Origin of the sequence: Neorickettsia risticii str. Illinois (assembly GCF_000022525.1) — a bacterium.
GTDB lineage: Bacteria > Pseudomonadota > Alphaproteobacteria > Rickettsiales > Anaplasmataceae > Neorickettsia > Neorickettsia risticii.
This window is the reverse complement of sequence record NC_013009.1, coordinates 845,734-860,737: the sequence shown is the minus strand read 5'-3', so window position 1 is coordinate 860,737 and position 15,004 is coordinate 845,734. Positions and strand designations below refer to the sequence as shown.

The following is a 15,004-nucleotide window of genomic DNA, read 5'->3' as shown; positions in this document are numbered from 1 at the left end:
AAACTCCTCCAATTAAGTATCAGTGCTGTATAAAACTCCCATGCGGATGATCTCATTCCTTAGGAGATCTGAAGCAAAATGAATTGACTCTCTTAAAGATTTGCCCATCGACATATGGCATGCAATCGCTGTGGATAATCTACACCCAGAGCCATGAGTTATATTTATCCGTATTACTTCATTCTGAAATTCCATGGTGGCGCCTCCCTGTGAAATGAGCAAATCCATGATTTTCCCTTCTTTAATGTGGATTCCTTTTACAAGAACATTTTTTGCTCCTAGTTCGAAGATTCTCAACGCGGCAATTTTTGCAGATTCAGCATCAAAGACTTTATTTCCCGATAAGGTACTGGCTTCAAAGAGATTGGGAGTAACCAAGTGTGAGATAGAAAGAAGCTTTTTTAGTAACACTTGCACCGCACCTTCATCGGCGAGCTTGGAATTTGAAGTAGATATCAAGACAGGATCTAATACAATCGGGATTCCGGTGTCTTTTAAAACATCATAGACTGCCAGTGCTATTTCGCTATTACCCAACATTCCTATTTTTATCGCCTTAGGTTTCCTAGAGAGTGCACAAATTAATTGCTTCGATACGATTTCTCCAGATAGATACTGAATTGCATGTACGCCCTTCAGGTCTTGAGCTGTAATGCAAGTGACAACATTCGATGCACTACACCCCAGTAATGCAGCGATCCTAAGGTCTGCCTGTAGCCCGGCTCCACCTATAGAATCTGAACCTGCCACGATGCAGATCTCCGGTATCTTACGCATATACTCTACAAAATATCATTTCTGTGCTCTTTTCATTGCCTTTCTGGCTGCATAAATTTCATTTGCTACGGAGCGGATTCTGTCTCTACGGGCTAGCATAATGATATCAACTATCCGGCCCTCAATTGCTTTTCAAGAAACTGCGTAAATCTCGCTGCAAACGTTTCACTTAAAAAATTCTGTGGTTATAGGAGGTATCATAACATTATTACAGGGTCTTCTATTGCTTTTTTAAGTGATTGCATAAACCTTGCTGCCAATGCTCCATCGATAACCCTATGGTCACAAGATAATGTCAGTGTCACGACATCGCTAACTACGATCGCATCTCCAGAAACAGTTGGAACTTTTCGTGCTGCACCTACGGCAAGGATTGCTGCCTGAGGTGGATTAATTATCGCTGTAAACTCATCTATGCCATACATACCGAGATTGGAAACAGTAAAAGATCCGCCCTGGAATTCCCGTGGTTGGAGTCTGCCCATTTTTGCTTTATCCACTAATTCCCTAACTTTATCTGAAATAGATGAAAGCGACAGTTTATCTGCCGAGAAAATTATAGGAGTAATGAGTCCGTCCGGGATCGCAACGGCAACTGATATATCAATAGTTTGATTCTGCCTAATAAACTCCCCTTCCCACGACACATTCATTGCTGGATTCTTATCCAAAGCAAAAGCGCATGCCTTTATAACGAAATCATTGACTGTAACTTTCGTTTCCAAACAGTCATAGAATTTTTTCTTGGCCGACAGCAGATGCTGCAAATAGCAAGTTACGGAAAGGTAAAAATGAGGAACATTTTGCTTCGATTCCACGAGTCTTTGCGCTATTACACGCCGCATTGGAGAAATTGGTATACTGGTTTCGGTGTAATGTCCGGGCATTTCAACTTGTGGTGCACTATCAAGCAACTTAAGCAAGTCATTTTTTACGATCCTACCGTTAGGGCCGCTTCCGCTTCCGATAAGTGATAAGTCAATACTATTGATGGACGCAATTTTTCTTGCAAGCGGAGTTGCAGCTATCCTGTCCTGTTGCTTCTCACACGGCAGACTGGAAGGGTTACTTTTTATTTTATCCTCATTTGGTGTTTCTGCTTTATTGTCCGTGATAGTGGGTTTGTCTGTTATGGATAGAAACTCCTCCAGTTCTCTTTCGCCCTCACCATCATCAAGCAGAATGGCTATTGGCTCGTTTACCTTTACGCCTGCGGTCTTTGCGTGGATGAGTATTTTGCCTAGTACTCCCTCGTCGACGGCTTCAAATTCCATAGTGGCTTTATCGGTTTCTATCTCCGCTATTACCTGTCCTGCTTCTATCTTTTCACCCTCACTTACTAGCCATTTTGCGAGTGTACCCTCTTTCATTGTTGGTGATAGTGCCGGCATTAGTATCTTTACTGGCATAAGGACGCGCTTTTGAAAACATCGGGAATTATCTATCCTTTTGTGGAAGTTGTCAAAATTTTGGCGAGCTGATGGGGTTTTTAGAGGACCTATGAGTGGTGTAAGAGTGTACTTAGGAGAACATCGTAAGCTATCTATTTGTTTTGCAGAAGTTGGTAGAATTTTGGTGAGCTGATGCCAGCTTTTCTGAGGTTTCTGAAAAATATGTGATTTTCTATGTACCAGCAAGAAACTTTTTCTCGTAGAGTAAAATGTGTAGCCAAAAGCTGAAAAGGAAATTTATCCTGTCTTGAAGGAGGTTTCTGACGTGTTTAAGACAACATTCAACCTGTAAACGAATGGAGAATCTCCCGTGTGAATTAGCGCTGATGCTGCTTCTCACAGTAGTGCACAGATAGGTTCAAGGGAAGAAGCTTGACCACTCAATTTCTAAGTTACAGGTGTTTTTCATCTTGATAAACGAGACAAGCATTTCCGCTTTAGGATAATCTTATTGAGCTCCTCTTATCTAATCTATTGATTCTTTTTCCAACTACATAGTCAGGAAACTTTGTTGGAACGTCATAGTTTTGTCGCTGTGTGAATTGCTACCACCCCAAATGTTTCTTTTTTGTATTTGATTCTTCCGAATCCTGCCCCACGAATAATTTCACGAAAGGTTTCCGCGTCAGGAAAGTCTTTTATACTCTCGATCAAGTATGTATAAGCTTCCTTATTTTTAGTTACTTTTTCCCCTATCCATGGAATGAAAGCGCGTGAGTAAAGGCTGTATAACGAATTCATACACTTGTTTTCTACCTTACTGAACTCTAAACAGGAGAACTTTCCGCCTGGTTTGAGGACTCTGTAAGCTTCTGTTAGAGATTTCTCAATATTGGAGAAATTGCGCACACCAAATGCAACGACGTAATGATCGAAGCTACAATCTTCGAACGGTAACTGTGCTGCATCAGCTGAGACTACCTCCAAATTCACATAACCTTCATCAAGTAAACGGTCCTTTGCTATTTCCAACATCTCGTGATTTTTGTCACACAGGACTATTTCAACTGAAATGTGTGTTTTTAAGAGACGCAGCGTGATATCCCCTGTTCCGGCAGCCATATCAAGTACACGCTGATTCGGGAGTAAGCCAATCGACTTCACGAAGTTGCGTTTCCAGAGTCTGTGTATGCCTACACTCATTATGTCATTCATCAGATCATATTTCTGTGACACTGAGGAGAATATTTCGTTTACAAAATCCTTTTCCATTACAATTTCCAATTCAAAAAACCGGGGAACACCAAAATCCAAGTACTCCAAAAAGGATGCTCAAGGCTCTTTTTTGTGTTTCTTATTTTATCCACTATTTGGTGGTTCCTTCTCTTGATAAGGGAACTTTTCTATACTAACCTTAACCCCAAGGATAAACTAGTTGGACGTTTGAGAACCGGAATAGAATGCAGTCCATATTTGACAGAGTAACGGTAAAAAACCTTTTCGAGGTTGGTGCACACTTGGGCCATAAGACGCGCTTTTGGAATCCAAAGATGGTTTCTTACATATATGGCACAAGCAATGCCAAGACCCATATAGTGGATTTACAAAAGACTGTTCCAATGCTTAGGACAGCTCTGAAGGCGATAAGTGATGTCGCTGCGAATTCAGGTAGGGTGTTGTTCGTAGGAACAAAGATGCAGGCCTGTGATATCATCAAAGAAGAAGCGATGAGGTGTGGTCAACATTACGTTAATCTTAGATGGCCTAGTGGGATGTTCACTAACTGGAACACCGTTTCAAAGTCTGTAAAAAAGCTTGTTCACTATGAGAAACTGCTTGAACAAGAAGGTGATGTGTTGAGTAAAAAGGAGCGGCTCAGCATTAATAGAAAGAGAGAGAGGATAGAAAAGTACCTTGGCGGTGTAAGAAAAATGGGTGGTTTACCGAGTATTATTTTTGTAATCGACCCGAAGAAAGAGCACATAGCGGTCGAGGAAGCATGGAAACTTGGTATTCCTGTAGTTGCAGTTGTTGATACCAACTGTGATCCGAGCAAGATAACTTACTCGATTCCTGGAAATGATGATTCTCTGAGGTGTATAGAATACTATTGCGGCTTGGTTGCTGATGCGGTTCTAGTCGGTATAGAAAGTGAGCTTCAAAGGAAACAAAGTAGGGAGTTAGATGATAAGGCAGATGAAAAAGCTGCTAAGGCTTCTCACTCAGATGGGCAGAAAAAAGGAGCTTCTATCCGTGCGGGTGTGGATAAAACCGCTTTGCAAAAGCGTAGGGTTCCTTCCAAATCAGAGAAACAAGACAGTTCGGATGCACCTGAGATTTCTGAGAACAAAGGTTGATATATAGGGCAGTGTAATTTCAAATGAGTAAGATAAACTTGGAAGATCTAAAAAGTTTGTCAAAGGAGACTTCTGCTGGTTTGGTTCATTGCAAGCAGGCTCTGAACGAGGCGCAGGGTGATCTAACTAGGGCAAGAGAAATCCTAAAGGAGTTAGGGCATGCGGTTTCTGCGAAGAAGGCCGATAGGGGTGCTCGAGATGGTGTTGTTGGGGCCCTCTCTTCAGGAAGGTTTGGTGTGATACTTGAGCTGAATTGCGAGACGGACTTTGTTGCGCGTAATGAGAAATTTCAGCAATTTGCACAGTCGGTGCTTGAAGCTGCGTGTGCTGCTAAGGCCAAGTCAGTTGAAGAGTGTCTTAATGCTCTGTTACCAGGAGGTCAGAAAGTCCGCGACGCAATAGTGGAGCAAATCGCAGTTTTTAGGGAGAATATAATTCTTTCGAGGTGCGTTGCTTACGAGGTTTCCCAGAACGGTTTGTTGGGTGTCTATGTTCACAATAAGTATGTCGAAAATCTTGGTAAGATAGGTGTTGCGGTTGCGCTGGCGTCAGAAGCTGATCCTTCCTTTCTTTCCACTGTTGCAAAAGATATCGCTATTCAAGTAATGTCTGAGTGCCCACAGGCAATCGATGTTGCGGGTATACCACCAGAACTTCTTGAATCTGAAAAGCAAAGATACAGTGTAGAGGTAGAGGGAAAGCCTGCTTCGGTTGCTGAAAAAATTATTGCTGGCAAACTGGGTAAATTCTATAAAAAAGTTGTCCTCCTAGAGCAGCCTTTATTTTCAGATCCTGAGAGGTCCGTAAGGCAATATATTTCTGACAAAGAAATGGAATCTTCAACTAAGATTGATGTGCTTTGGTATGAGGTGTTTGTTCTAGGAGAAGCTGGTTGAGTTTCTATGCGGAGAGTTCTGCTGAAAATCTCAGGGGAAAGATTGGCTGCACGTGGGGTCTCTGTTCACGATGCTGGGGTCATCGGTATGCTTGCTAGGGGCATAAAGAGAGTTCATGAAATGGGTATACAAGTATGCCTCGTTGTTGGTGGTGGGAATATTTACAGAGGAAGTAGTGGTATTCCAAATATAGATAGAGCTACTGGCGATTATATGGGAATGCTTGCAACTGTTATTAATGCCCTTGCTCTACAAGGTGCTATAAATAATTTGGGTGTAGTTTCGAGGGTGCAGTCTGCTATTCCTATGAGATCTATATGCGAGCCTTATGTGCGTCAGAAAGCGATTAGTCACATGGAGAAGAATCGCATCGTGATATTTGCGGCGGGAACGGGCAATCCATTTTTCACGACCGATACAGCTGCAGTACTTCGTTCTGTTGAAATGGGATGCGATATGATGCTCAAGGGTACCCTTGTAGACGGAATATACTCCGATGATCCCAAAACAAACGTTAATGCGCAAAGAATAACTAGGCTCTCCTACACAGATGTGCTCTCTAAAAAGCTTAGGGTGTTAGACTCTTCTGCTGTTTCAATAGCACGGGACAATGGTATGCCCGTGGTGATCTTTTCATTGGACAGCGAAATGGCATTCTATGAGGTGATCAATAAACAGGGCAGCTATAGCACCATAGAGGGTGAGTGAGTGTATTAAGAGGTCTTTTTAGGTATGCTAGAAGATGTAATTAAGGAAACGAATGATAAGCTCCGTTCGTCGTATGAGGTATTTCTCTCTGACTTGAAGGGTATTAGGTCAGGGTCTCTTAGCGTGAGTATATTAGATGGTGTAATCGTCTCGACTCACATGGGTAAGCTCCGCTTAAATCAAGTTGCCAGTCTTTCAGTAGTCAATAATAAGATGCTGTCCGTTCAAGTATGGGACAAATCGACAGTTGGCGCTGTAAAAGATGCAATTTTGACTTCTAATCTTGGTATGAATCCGATAGTCGAGGGATCAGTTTTACGTTTGCCGGTTCCTGATCTTACGGAGGAACGTCGTAAGGAGCTGGTTAAAGTCCTCAAAAAGTACGGTGACAGAGCTAAGGTAGCTGTTAGAAATATCAGACGCGATGCTGTTTCCAGGATAAAGGTTTTGGAAAAGGCGAAGGAGATATCGGAAGATGATATGCACGCTTTGCTCAAGAAGATAGATAAAATTGTTTCCGAAGAAGATGCTAGAATCGATGATGCTGTGAGCAAAAAGGAAAACGATATCTTGAAGGTATGATTGGAAAAGAGCTTCCTGTTCATATTGCAATAATAATGGATGGGAATGCGAGATGGGCCAGGGCCAGAGGTCTGTGTAACTCCGATGGGTACAAGATGGGTGTCGAGGCGGCATTCTCAGCTGTAAGGGCATCTTGTAATGCCGGGATTCCTTACCTCACGCTTTTCCTTTTTTCGACTGAAAATTGGAGTAGAAATCCGGACGATGTGCGTCTTGTCTTTAGCATTTTTGAAAAAGCCAGTGTTACTGCGTTGAACGAACTTTGTGATGCTAATATAAAGGTAAAAGTCATTGGGGAACGGTTAGGTTTGGGTAAAAGCGCAAGGCAAGTGATAAAAAACCTAGAGTCAGGAACGGCAAAGAATAGCGGTATGTATTTGTGTCTTGCCATAAATTATGGCGGCAGGTCTGAAATCATAAATGCAGTTTCAAGAATGATAAATGACGGTCTAAGGGCTGAGGAAGTGGATGTACAGAAACTTGCAAGCTATTTATACACAGATGGCATTCCTGATCCAGATTTGATTATAAGGACAGCTGGTGAAAAACGACTTAGCAACTTTCTCTTATGGCAGAGTTCGTATTCGGAATTGTACTTCTGCGATACGCTTTGGCCAGATTTTACAGAAAAAGATTTGGAGATGGCGATGGAAGCCTATAAGGTTAGGTGTCGCAAGTATGGGAAATAAATTCTTACATTTTATTTCTCATGATCTGAGATTGGTGTCTCTCTACTCGGCGCATTTTTTCTGTCCTTTTTGGGTGTTGTTCTTGCGTAGGTGTTCCGTCCTTATACCTAAACGTGGGTATCAGAGGCGGGTATGTGTTCCTGGTATTTTTTATGTTAACCTTTGGCTGCGGTTTGCCTATCTAATGCGAGTTCTATGAAACATTATTGCGATTTGAAAGTCAGGGTTATCTCTGCGGCAGTATTGCTTCTTTTGTGCACCTTGGCAATCTACGGTGGTGGTTATGCTGTATGCTCGGGTGTGTTGCTTTTAGCAGTGCTTTCATATCAGGAATGGCGTGATATGACGGCAGATAGAGGAGTTGTGTTGAGATATCTCGGTTTATTTGTAGCAATTTTGCCCAACGCAGCGCTAATAGGTATACATATTGAAGATGTAGAGATTCTTATTTGGTTGATAGTCTGTGTTGTAAGCAATGACGTGGGTGCCTATTTTATCGGACGCATCATAGGTGGTGTTAAGCTTTGCAAGAGTGTCAGTCCGAATAAGACCGTAAGTGGTTTCCTTGGAGGACTCCTGTCCACCTTTGTTTGCGGTTCTACTTTTGCAATAGTTCTTGGACTGAGCATGAATTTTGTTCTTTTGACCCTTCCAATTGCTGTTTTAGCGACTCTAGGTGATCTATTTGAATCGTTTATAAAGCGTACGTGCTCAGTGAAGGATAGCGGAACACTGGTACCAGGACACGGAGGTATACTAGACCGTGTTGATGGATTTATTTTTTCAGCACCTTTCTTGTTCTTTTGTCTTTGAAGTATTCTTGGCTTCAGGTAGTTTTATTCACATAGAATGATACTGCGCATTGCGTTGGTCTGGAACTTTTGTTTTTCTTATCTCTCTTCCTCCTGCACCATCTGCTTCAATATAGGGAATTCTTCAGGTGGCTCTAACTTGCCCTGGTAACAGTCGAAAATAAAAGAGTCCGACAATTCTAAGATGCATTCAACTTGTTCTACTTCTTGTTCGGTTAATTTGCTTAGATTTTTTGTTATAAAACTTCCAAGTAAGATGTCTATTTCTTTGCAGCCGCGATGTGTGCTTCTGTATAGGATTCTTTTTTTTCTTAGGTCAATATTCATTTTCTTACAAAGTGATTGTACGGTAGCCAGCTAAGTATGCTATATCAAGGCAGGTGAAATTACGCTTTAAGGATATTGCTTCATGGAGTAGATTACGTACTTTTGGCAAGGTTATAGCAGTACTGCCAATGTGCTTTCTTAGTTGTGTGTGTCCACTGACCATTGAACTCAATACCGGTGATAACATGCGTAATTTTTGAAAAGATTCTGCAAAGTCGTCAATTTTTGATGGGTATAATCCCTTTAACATTACGTATTTATTGAGCACCTGTACATTAAGCTCGATTTTTTGTTCTTTTTTAAAAAATCTCTCTTGTAATAGCGAGGTTGCTAGCATACCTGCAGCCACCATTTCTCCATGTAAAAAATATTTCCCAGAGACTTTTTCCAAAAGGTGAGCTAGCATGTGTTCTGCCTGGCTCGCGCTTCTGCTATCACCATTGAGCCACATTCCAAGGCCAGAAAGATTTAAAGCATGCATTAGTATGCTGACTAGGGTGGGATCACCTTTTATTAGAAGTTTGCTGTGTTTTAATAGGATTTCCTCGTATGGGAGCAATTCTTCAAAGATTTTGCCAATGTAAGAGTGCTTTAAGGCTATTGATGCGATAAAGTAATCCACCTTAGCAGTCCTTGAACATACCAAATCATAGAGGCCGCTTAAAATCATTCGTGGTGGGGCACTTTTTAGAATCGTGTAATCCAAGTATATACACGTGGGCATTTTTGCTTTAAGGGAGACCTTTCGTGTTTTTTCCAGAGATATAATTGAAGCTGTTGGTGATGTATATGCGTTAACAGAAGGCGCTGAAGGGAAAAGTACGAGTTCTTTCGTAGTTAAGTTTGCAAGATGTTTACATATGTCGGTTATTGTTCCTGAGCCCAATGCGACTACTAACTCGCAGTTTCTTACATGTACGACCAGTTTTCTCACCAGTGCCTCATAAGGTCTCACATTTTTTGGTAGAACTATTAATTTGAAGTTTTTTTCGCCCTTTATCCATGCTGGAAGGAAACAAAATGTGTTTCGATCACAGACAACTAAGGCCTCACGAAATTGTATAAGATCTTGCAAATTGGTTATAAGGCGATTCCCAGATACGATTTCCTTTATACCAGTAATTTTATAATTCAAAGGTATCAAACCTAATCAGGTAAGAACGAATGGTATCACATTTGGCCAACTGTCGCATGCAAATTTTCGAACCGGATCCCTCAATAACGGAGTTTTTCAGGAAATCTTTTAAGTAGAAACTCTTACCAAACAAAACTTTCCATTTTTCAACGTTCTCTGAAGGCTGTATCGAAGGTTGCTATGATAGGTGCAAGTAGGTATGAAAGAAAACTTCTAGACTCAGTTGTAATGAAAACGACGGCTGGCATTCCTGGATAAAGCTTGGTTCTGGCATTTATCATAGCTATTTCTGATTTTGGGATCCTTATATGTGCTAGGTAATAATGCATTCCTGTTCGTGGGTCCAAAATTGTGTTTGCAGAAATGTATGTCATTACACCTTTTAATATTCCTACTTTCTTTGAATTAAATGCTGTAATCTTGACCCTTGTCTTTACTCCTATGTAACCGTCAACTTCGCTAAGATTTTTCTTAACGAGTCTCGCAGATGCTATTGCCTCAATATTATTTGGTGCAACCTTTGCTTCTATGAACATATCTTCATTTTCAGGGACAATTTCCATTAACGATATAGCTGGAGGTATCACGCCACCGATGCTTAGCGAGCGCAAACCGGTCACAATACCTGCTTGTGGAGCTCTTATAATTGTCCGTAACATTAAATCATACGCTGTGGTGAGTTTCTGCATATTTTCATGAATGGCATGTGAAACCTCTTTGAGTTGTGCTGCAAGCTCACTATTGAAACTATTCTCCGCCTGAATTTTCTCCAGTTCGGCTTCTGTGACGCGTTGTTCCCCTCTAGCTATCAGAGCTTTATATTCGGCAATTTTGCCATTCCAGGAGATTCTTTCCCTTTCTAGAGATACGATCTTGGTTTTGTCTATAACATGTTCATCATATAGAGACCTCTTTGCTTCAAGTTCCTCTTCGAGAAGCTGGACACTTTTTTCAGCTGATTCCAACTGTGCCTTCAATGCAAGGACCTCATTTTGTATCTGACCGATTTTTTTGTCTATGATTCTGACCTTATTAGCAAAAGATTCCTTATTGGATTCAAATAGTAATAGTTGATTTTTGATAGTGTCGTTTTTCTTTTCTTCAGTCACATACTCTAATTTTTCCATATTAGGGAGCTCCATATTTGGTTTTCTGCCTATATGTGCGAGGAGCCTCTGTTCGGTTGCTAGAAGCGAGATTTGATTCTCCTCGAGTATTGAAAGCTGGGCCTTATTACCGACGTTTTTAAGAGTCATGAGTACCTGTCCTTCTGTAACATGATCTCCTTCATGAACGAAGATTTCCTCTATTATTCCGCCTTCAAGATGTTGGACGGATTTCTTATCAGAGCTGATAACAATTTCACCCATTGCAAGACTTGCACCATCAATTGGTGCGAAGACTGCCCACATTCCAAAAATTCCAAAAAAGCCTATAAGAACAACCGTACCAACAAGTCGTGCGTTTTTGGTGAGTTCTTTAAGTTCATTGGTTTTCTTGTTTTGAAAAAATGAAATACCTTGATCAACAATTTTCACGCTGCTGTGAAGCGTCCTTTTGACTCCGGAAGTAAGAAAGTCTAATATTCTTAGTTTTCCGGATTTTGCAGAATCAGTAATTTTTTTTATCATTTCTCTGACACACAAATGCTGCCTTGGTCGGCTAATCCTATTACACAATCACTCTACTTTGTAGGTCAGTGAGCTTAAATTATTTTAATTTCTTTTTCTTTACATCAAGAAGGTATCTATTCTTTAGGTAATTGCCATGAAATAGGTGATTTGCCAAAATCACTTTTGACCGTACACAGCATGCAAATACACTTTATATTTACGCTTGTGTCCAGTTTTATGGAATTTAGCAATCCCAGACCATCTTCCGCTTGTAAGTTGTTTTTGTAGGGCTTTTTTAAATATTCAGTGGTACACTTCCGTCAGTGGCCGTATTGGAATATCTGGCGACCCTTGTTTAACTTGCAGTTGTTAGTTGTTTTTGTAGGGCTTTTTTTAATATTTGGTAGTATACTCCGCAAGATTATCTCTACAAGACGTGAAGAAGTTTACAGTACCTTGCCAATTTGGTTCCCAAACTGCACCTTTTACCATATATATTGGTTCTCCCAGGCGTGATACGCACCCAATTTACAATCAGGCTACATGGTTGTCCAAAGAACGTGGTGGGATTGTTCCACAGAAAGTCATGGATAGTCTCTCAAAATTGAGAGAACTTGCCGAGGAGAACAACGTTTCCTTTGAAGATTTGTGCGTTTATGCACTCAAAGTGGCTGAACAAGAAGAAACCCAGCACAAGGAAGAAGAATTTCCTTTTGACGATAAGCAGCCCAATGAGTAACTCCATACAGCCCAATCACTTCTGAGCCAAGGCCAGCAGGTTGTATGCGATCCCCTACGTTCTGTTTCTTGGTTGCGTTCCTGCGATTTTTGCTACAAGTCCTTCTGATGTATTGTCCTGGAGAAAAGTCTCTATTTCTTCTCGGTCTGCCATTGCCAAGCTTATACTTCCGGAAACGATTATATCGAGAATTTTGTACTTTTTATCCTCCACTGTAACGAGGTAGTCTATTCTTAGTGGTACACTGCTGCTCTCGAGCTTTTCCTGGAGGATCGTCTGGACCAGATGTCTTTGATTGCCTAAGTTTTCCTCACGTAGGATTTTATAGTATCTGAGCTTCTTAGTCATGAGTTTTGCGTATTTAAGGGAAGTGAGCCTTTTATAGCCCTCCGTAAATGCCTGTAACTCTTCGAGCGATAGCTTGTTTATGTTTCTTCCTAACACGAAGCGCACAACCTTTTGGAAGTCAATGTTTTCCTCAATTAGGTTCATCATACACTGTAGTTTGTCTAGCTCTGAGATGTTTGAGCTGTTAATGTTTGTTACATCTGTATATAGGGATGAGATAAACTCACCTGTGGAGTCTTGTGCAAAGACCTTTGCAGGAAAAAGAAGCGTTACAAACAGTAGCCAGACTGGCCATTTTGTTTTATTCGGATGTTGCATCGTAATTTACCAAAAAGGTGCGTAATTTTATATATGGGTCAATGCTGTTTTCAAAAACTATGTTGTAGTAATCAATTTCTCTAGCAATTCGGGAGCAATTGTACACCGTAAATGGTATAAATTTATGTTGTATCACGAGATTCAATGGATTCGTAAGAATCTCAAGCAGAGCAGCAATACTGTTCCTTAGTGATGTTGCGCCGAACAGCGGGAACATTATGAATGGTCCATTTTTCATTCCATACATGGTAAGCGTCTTTCTGTACGAAGTTGCCTTTTTTTCTAGACCCAGAGTCTGTGCTACATCGAAGGTTCCAAGTATGCCGAGCGTAGAATTGATAAAAAACCGCCAGAATTCTACTACGGCATTTTTTGGGTTACCTTGTAGAAAATGGTTAATCACATAGCTTGGTTCGGAAAGATTATCTGCAATGTTAAGAAGTAAATATTTTGCGGAGTCCATACTTTTCCGACCTGCCCGAGATTTCCCAGGATTTGTTCCTCGGAAAAGTTTTTTATTAGCGGAAGATTTTAGGTATTTGAAAAGTAGGCTATTCATTTTGAATATCCTCCTATTAAGTTTCTCCATGGGATCGTAGACTTTCGTTATAGCAGTACTTGTCGTTTTAGGGTAGTAGAATAGTGCGTCCAGCTCTTCTGTTGTCTCGCCCAGGCTCGGGGCAAGAGTCAGAAATGCAAGTGCAAAAAGAATAGGAAAAAACCTATTTATCCTGCTAAATTTAAAGACCATTAGTATCGATATATGAACGAATAAGTTTTAAATCTTCCCAGGCTAATTTTTTCTGAGCAGGCTGTCTTAAGAGATACGATGGATGGAACATTACGGTCGTAGTAATTCCCTCGCGAATGAACGGATTTTTGTATTCGTAAAATTTATTTCTCAATATAGAAATTCTGTCTTGGCTTTTTAAGACCGAAGAAGTAGCAGTAGAACCAAGTAGCACGATTAACTTGGGTAATACAAGGCGTATATGGTGCTCTAAGAATGGCCTACAAATCTCTATCTCTTCGGGTGTCGGTCGTCTATTTCCAGGTGGTCTCCAGAAAACTGCATTTGTTATGTATACCTTTGTTCGATCCAATCCTATAGCTTGAAGCATTTTATCTAACAAGTTACCGCTTCTGCCACAAAAAGGAATCCCGAGCTTATCTTCTTGTTCTCCAGGTGCTTCGCCAATTAACATAATTTTTGCATCCGGATTGCCATCACAGAAAACTGTGTTTTTTGCATTATTTTTAAGCTGACAGCCTTCAAAATTGGAGACGAGCGTCTTGAGTTCGTCGAGAGTTGTCACGCATGTCAGGTCTCTTTCCGGAGTTTTGTACTTACAGGCTGTACTTTCAGTGAACTCTTTCATATCAATGGGCATTCCAGTAACTCGAGTGATAGATGCTTGGTTAGGCGAAGAAATATCAGCAGTCGTAACACCTATGCCGAGTCTATCATAGAATTTGAGAATCATGAGATGACTCGATTTGATATACATGCAGGTAAGGTAAGGCTAATGCCATTTGATTACATTGAGGTGATCTTTGTCAATAGGATGTGGTCTATCCTTAGAATATTAACATCTTTGCCTGGTTATAGTGCCGTATGATTGGTATATTCTCAAATCCTTCTATTGGAGTTGCTCGATATGCAATACCACGTACAGTCGCATTCCTTGCACATTCCATGTCCGTTGCGCTGTTACCAATAAAAAGAACAGTTTCTCTCGATGGGGTAATGTTACCTATCGATAGAGCGTACAGCAGTGGTTTTGCGGAAGGTTTATCCTGGTCCGTATCACCTGAGCCGACTATGACATCAAATCGATCTGTTAGTCCGAGAGAATCGACCTCTTTTTTGAGTAATTCGTTATATTTATTGCTGACTATACCCGTAAATATGCGCTTTTCAGTTATCAAATCCAAAAATGATGTGAATCCTGGAAATATCCGTAACGGTTCCGGGTTCTCAGATCTAAGGTGATCTGTGAATAGCGAATAAGCGAAAATCCATTCCTCTCCAAAAGTCTGTTTGAAGAAATCCATTCTTTCGGGTGCATTCATGTCTCTATCAAGCACTGGTTTGCCAAAGTGACTCAGCGTTTTATTAACTGCATTTAGGATCATGACCCGTGTATCAACAATAGTGTCATCCCAATCAAATAATATTGCCTCAGGAGTGACTTTTGTCTTGGTGTTCAATTTTTCATTCATTACATTGGGTGCGACTGTCGATACTATGTGTTCTCATACAACTCTTTACTAATATTCCATCACAACTTGTTAAAGTTTCAGCTATGTTA

17 protein-coding genes are annotated in these 15,004 nt (G+C 40.8%); 7 read left to right on the top strand and 10 right to left on the bottom strand.

Annotation, left to right across the window (positions count from 1 at the left end; all coding sequences use genetic code 11):
- Positions 1–12: 12 nt before the first annotated feature.
- The 3 genes from thiD to ubiE form a co-directional block, all read right to left on the bottom strand.
- Complete coding sequence (thiD, locus tag NRI_RS03960) at positions 13–777, bottom strand: bifunctional hydroxymethylpyrimidine kinase/phosphomethylpyrimidine kinase (protein ID WP_015816753.1); 765 nt, start codon at positions 775–777, stop codon at positions 13–15.
- A 197-nt stretch (positions 778–974) separates the two neighbouring features.
- Positions 975–2,186 carry a pyruvate dehydrogenase complex dihydrolipoamide acetyltransferase gene (locus NRI_RS03955; protein WP_041351550.1) on the bottom strand — a complete coding sequence of 404 codons (1,212 nt, stop codon included), beginning with the start codon at positions 2,184–2,186 and terminating at the stop codon, positions 975–977.
- A gap of 561 nt (positions 2,187–2,747) precedes the next feature.
- Positions 2,748–3,440: a bifunctional demethylmenaquinone methyltransferase/2-methoxy-6-polyprenyl-1,4-benzoquinol methylase UbiE gene (gene ubiE, locus NRI_RS03950; protein WP_015816751.1), complete on the bottom strand. Its 693-nt coding sequence runs from the start codon at positions 3,438–3,440 to the stop codon at positions 2,748–2,750.
- A 188-nt stretch (positions 3,441–3,628) separates the two neighbouring features.
- Between ubiE and rpsB the strand changes: the two genes are divergently transcribed.
- The 6 genes from rpsB to NRI_RS03920 all read left to right on the top strand — a co-directional run bounded on the left by rpsB (position 3,629) and on the right by NRI_RS03920 (position 8,213).
- Positions 3,629–4,525, top strand: a complete 897-nt coding sequence (gene rpsB, locus NRI_RS03945) for a 30S ribosomal protein S2 (protein WP_015816746.1) — start codon at positions 3,629–3,631, stop codon at positions 4,523–4,525.
- A gap of 23 nt (positions 4,526–4,548) precedes the next feature.
- On the top strand, positions 4,549–5,421 hold the full coding sequence (gene tsf, locus NRI_RS03940) for a translation elongation factor Ts (RefSeq protein WP_015816748.1): 873 nt from the start codon (positions 4,549–4,551) through the stop codon (positions 5,419–5,421).
- Positions 5,422–5,427: 6 nt separating this feature from the next.
- Entirely contained in the window at positions 5,428–6,129 is a 702-nt protein-coding gene (gene pyrH, locus NRI_RS03935) for a UMP kinase (RefSeq protein WP_015816745.1), read from the top strand.
- 24 nt (positions 6,130–6,153) lie between these two features.
- Positions 6,154–6,711 carry a ribosome recycling factor gene (gene frr, locus NRI_RS03930; RefSeq protein ID WP_015816747.1) on the top strand — a complete coding sequence of 186 codons (558 nt, stop codon included), beginning with the start codon at positions 6,154–6,156 and terminating at the stop codon, positions 6,709–6,711.
- Complete coding sequence (gene uppS, locus NRI_RS03925; RefSeq protein WP_015816744.1) at positions 6,708–7,400, top strand: polyprenyl diphosphate synthase; 693 nt, start codon at positions 6,708–6,710, stop codon at positions 7,398–7,400. Before frr ends, uppS begins: the two co-directional genes overlap by 4 nt.
- 195 nt (positions 7,401–7,595) lie before the next feature.
- Positions 7,596–8,213 carry a phosphatidate cytidylyltransferase gene (locus tag NRI_RS03920; protein WP_015816732.1) on the top strand — a complete coding sequence of 206 codons (618 nt, stop codon included), beginning with the start codon at positions 7,596–7,598 and terminating at the stop codon, positions 8,211–8,213.
- A 77-nt stretch (positions 8,214–8,290) separates the two neighbouring features.
- On the opposite strand, the gene NRI_RS03915 is transcribed toward NRI_RS03920, so the two are convergent.
- The 3 genes from NRI_RS03915 to NRI_RS03905 form a co-directional block, all read right to left on the bottom strand.
- A complete protein-coding gene (locus tag NRI_RS03915; RefSeq protein ID WP_015816743.1) occupies positions 8,291–8,539 on the bottom strand; it encodes an FAD assembly factor SdhE in 249 nt (82 codons plus the stop codon).
- 4 nt (positions 8,540–8,543) lie between these two features.
- Positions 8,544–9,683 carry an iron-containing alcohol dehydrogenase gene (locus NRI_RS03910; protein ID WP_041351547.1) on the bottom strand — a complete coding sequence of 380 codons (1,140 nt, stop codon included), beginning with the start codon at positions 9,681–9,683 and terminating at the stop codon, positions 8,544–8,546.
- Between the two features lie 137 nt (positions 9,684–9,820).
- Entirely contained in the window at positions 9,821–11,305 is a 1,485-nt protein-coding gene (locus NRI_RS03905) for an HlyD family type I secretion periplasmic adaptor subunit (RefSeq protein WP_041351545.1), read from the bottom strand.
- A gap of 418 nt (positions 11,306–11,723) precedes the next feature.
- Between NRI_RS03905 and NRI_RS03900 the strand changes: the two genes are divergently transcribed.
- Positions 11,724–12,026 (top strand): DUF2610 domain-containing protein, encoded by a 303-nt coding sequence (locus NRI_RS03900; RefSeq protein WP_041351544.1) that lies wholly within the window; start codon positions 11,724–11,726, stop codon positions 12,024–12,026.
- Positions 12,027–12,080: 54 nt separating this feature from the next.
- On the opposite strand, the gene NRI_RS03895 is transcribed toward NRI_RS03900, so the two are convergent.
- The 4 genes from NRI_RS03895 to NRI_RS03880 all read right to left on the bottom strand — a co-directional run bounded on the left by NRI_RS03895 (position 12,081) and on the right by NRI_RS03880 (position 14,915).
- Entirely contained in the window at positions 12,081–12,692 is a 612-nt protein-coding gene (locus tag NRI_RS03895; protein WP_015816741.1) for a Tgt2/MlaC family protein, read from the bottom strand.
- Positions 12,676–13,443: an MlaA family lipoprotein gene (locus tag NRI_RS03890; RefSeq protein WP_015816729.1), complete on the bottom strand. Its 768-nt coding sequence runs from the start codon at positions 13,441–13,443 to the stop codon at positions 12,676–12,678. The genes NRI_RS03895 and NRI_RS03890 overlap by 17 nt, the downstream gene beginning before the upstream one ends.
- Positions 13,433–14,176 carry a uracil-DNA glycosylase gene (locus tag NRI_RS03885; RefSeq protein ID WP_015816740.1) on the bottom strand — a complete coding sequence of 248 codons (744 nt, stop codon included), beginning with the start codon at positions 14,174–14,176 and terminating at the stop codon, positions 13,433–13,435. The genes NRI_RS03890 and NRI_RS03885 overlap by 11 nt, the downstream gene beginning before the upstream one ends.
- Positions 14,177–14,270: 94 nt before the next feature.
- Positions 14,271–14,915, bottom strand: a complete 645-nt coding sequence (locus NRI_RS03880; protein WP_015816728.1) for an HAD family hydrolase — start codon at positions 14,913–14,915, stop codon at positions 14,271–14,273.
- Between the last annotated feature and the right edge of the window lie 89 nt (positions 14,916–15,004).

Excerpts from the sequence above, each read along its gene's own strand:
- pyrH (WP_015816745.1), top strand. The coding sequence starts at position 5,428 with ATGCGGAGAGTTCTGCTGAAAATCTCAGGGGAAAGATTGGCTGCACGT.
- NRI_RS03885 (WP_015816740.1), bottom strand. The coding sequence starts at position 14,176 with ATGATTCTCAAATTCTATGATAGACTCGGCATAGGTGTTACGACTGCT.
- NRI_RS03905 (WP_041351545.1), bottom strand. The coding sequence starts at position 11,305 with ATGATAAAAAAAATTACTGATTCTGCAAAATCCGGAAAACTAAGAATA.
- uppS (WP_015816744.1), top strand. The coding sequence starts at position 6,708 with ATGATTGGAAAAGAGCTTCCTGTTCATATTGCAATAATAATGGATGGG.
- NRI_RS03920 (WP_015816732.1), top strand. The coding sequence starts at position 7,596 with ATGAAACATTATTGCGATTTGAAAGTCAGGGTTATCTCTGCGGCAGTA.
- NRI_RS03890 (WP_015816729.1), bottom strand. The coding sequence starts at position 13,443 with ATGGTCTTTAAATTTAGCAGGATAAATAGGTTTTTTCCTATTCTTTTT.
- NRI_RS03880 (WP_015816728.1), bottom strand. The coding sequence starts at position 14,915 with ATGAATGAAAAATTGAACACCAAGACAAAAGTCACTCCTGAGGCAATA.
- NRI_RS03955 (WP_041351550.1), bottom strand. The coding sequence starts at position 2,186 with ATGCCAGTAAAGATACTAATGCCGGCACTATCACCAACAATGAAAGAG.
- NRI_RS03915 (WP_015816743.1), bottom strand. The coding sequence starts at position 8,539 with ATGAATATTGACCTAAGAAAAAAAAGAATCCTATACAGAAGCACACAT.
- ubiE (WP_015816751.1), bottom strand. The coding sequence starts at position 3,440 with ATGGAAAAGGATTTTGTAAACGAAATATTCTCCTCAGTGTCACAGAAA.
- tsf (WP_015816748.1), top strand. The coding sequence starts at position 4,549 with ATGAGTAAGATAAACTTGGAAGATCTAAAAAGTTTGTCAAAGGAGACT.
- NRI_RS03895 (WP_015816741.1), bottom strand. The coding sequence starts at position 12,692 with ATGCAACATCCGAATAAAACAAAATGGCCAGTCTGGCTACTGTTTGTA.
- frr (WP_015816747.1), top strand. The coding sequence starts at position 6,154 with ATGCTAGAAGATGTAATTAAGGAAACGAATGATAAGCTCCGTTCGTCG.
- thiD (WP_015816753.1), bottom strand. The coding sequence starts at position 777 with ATGCGTAAGATACCGGAGATCTGCATCGTGGCAGGTTCAGATTCTATA.
- rpsB (WP_015816746.1), top strand. The coding sequence starts at position 3,629 with ATGCAGTCCATATTTGACAGAGTAACGGTAAAAAACCTTTTCGAGGTT.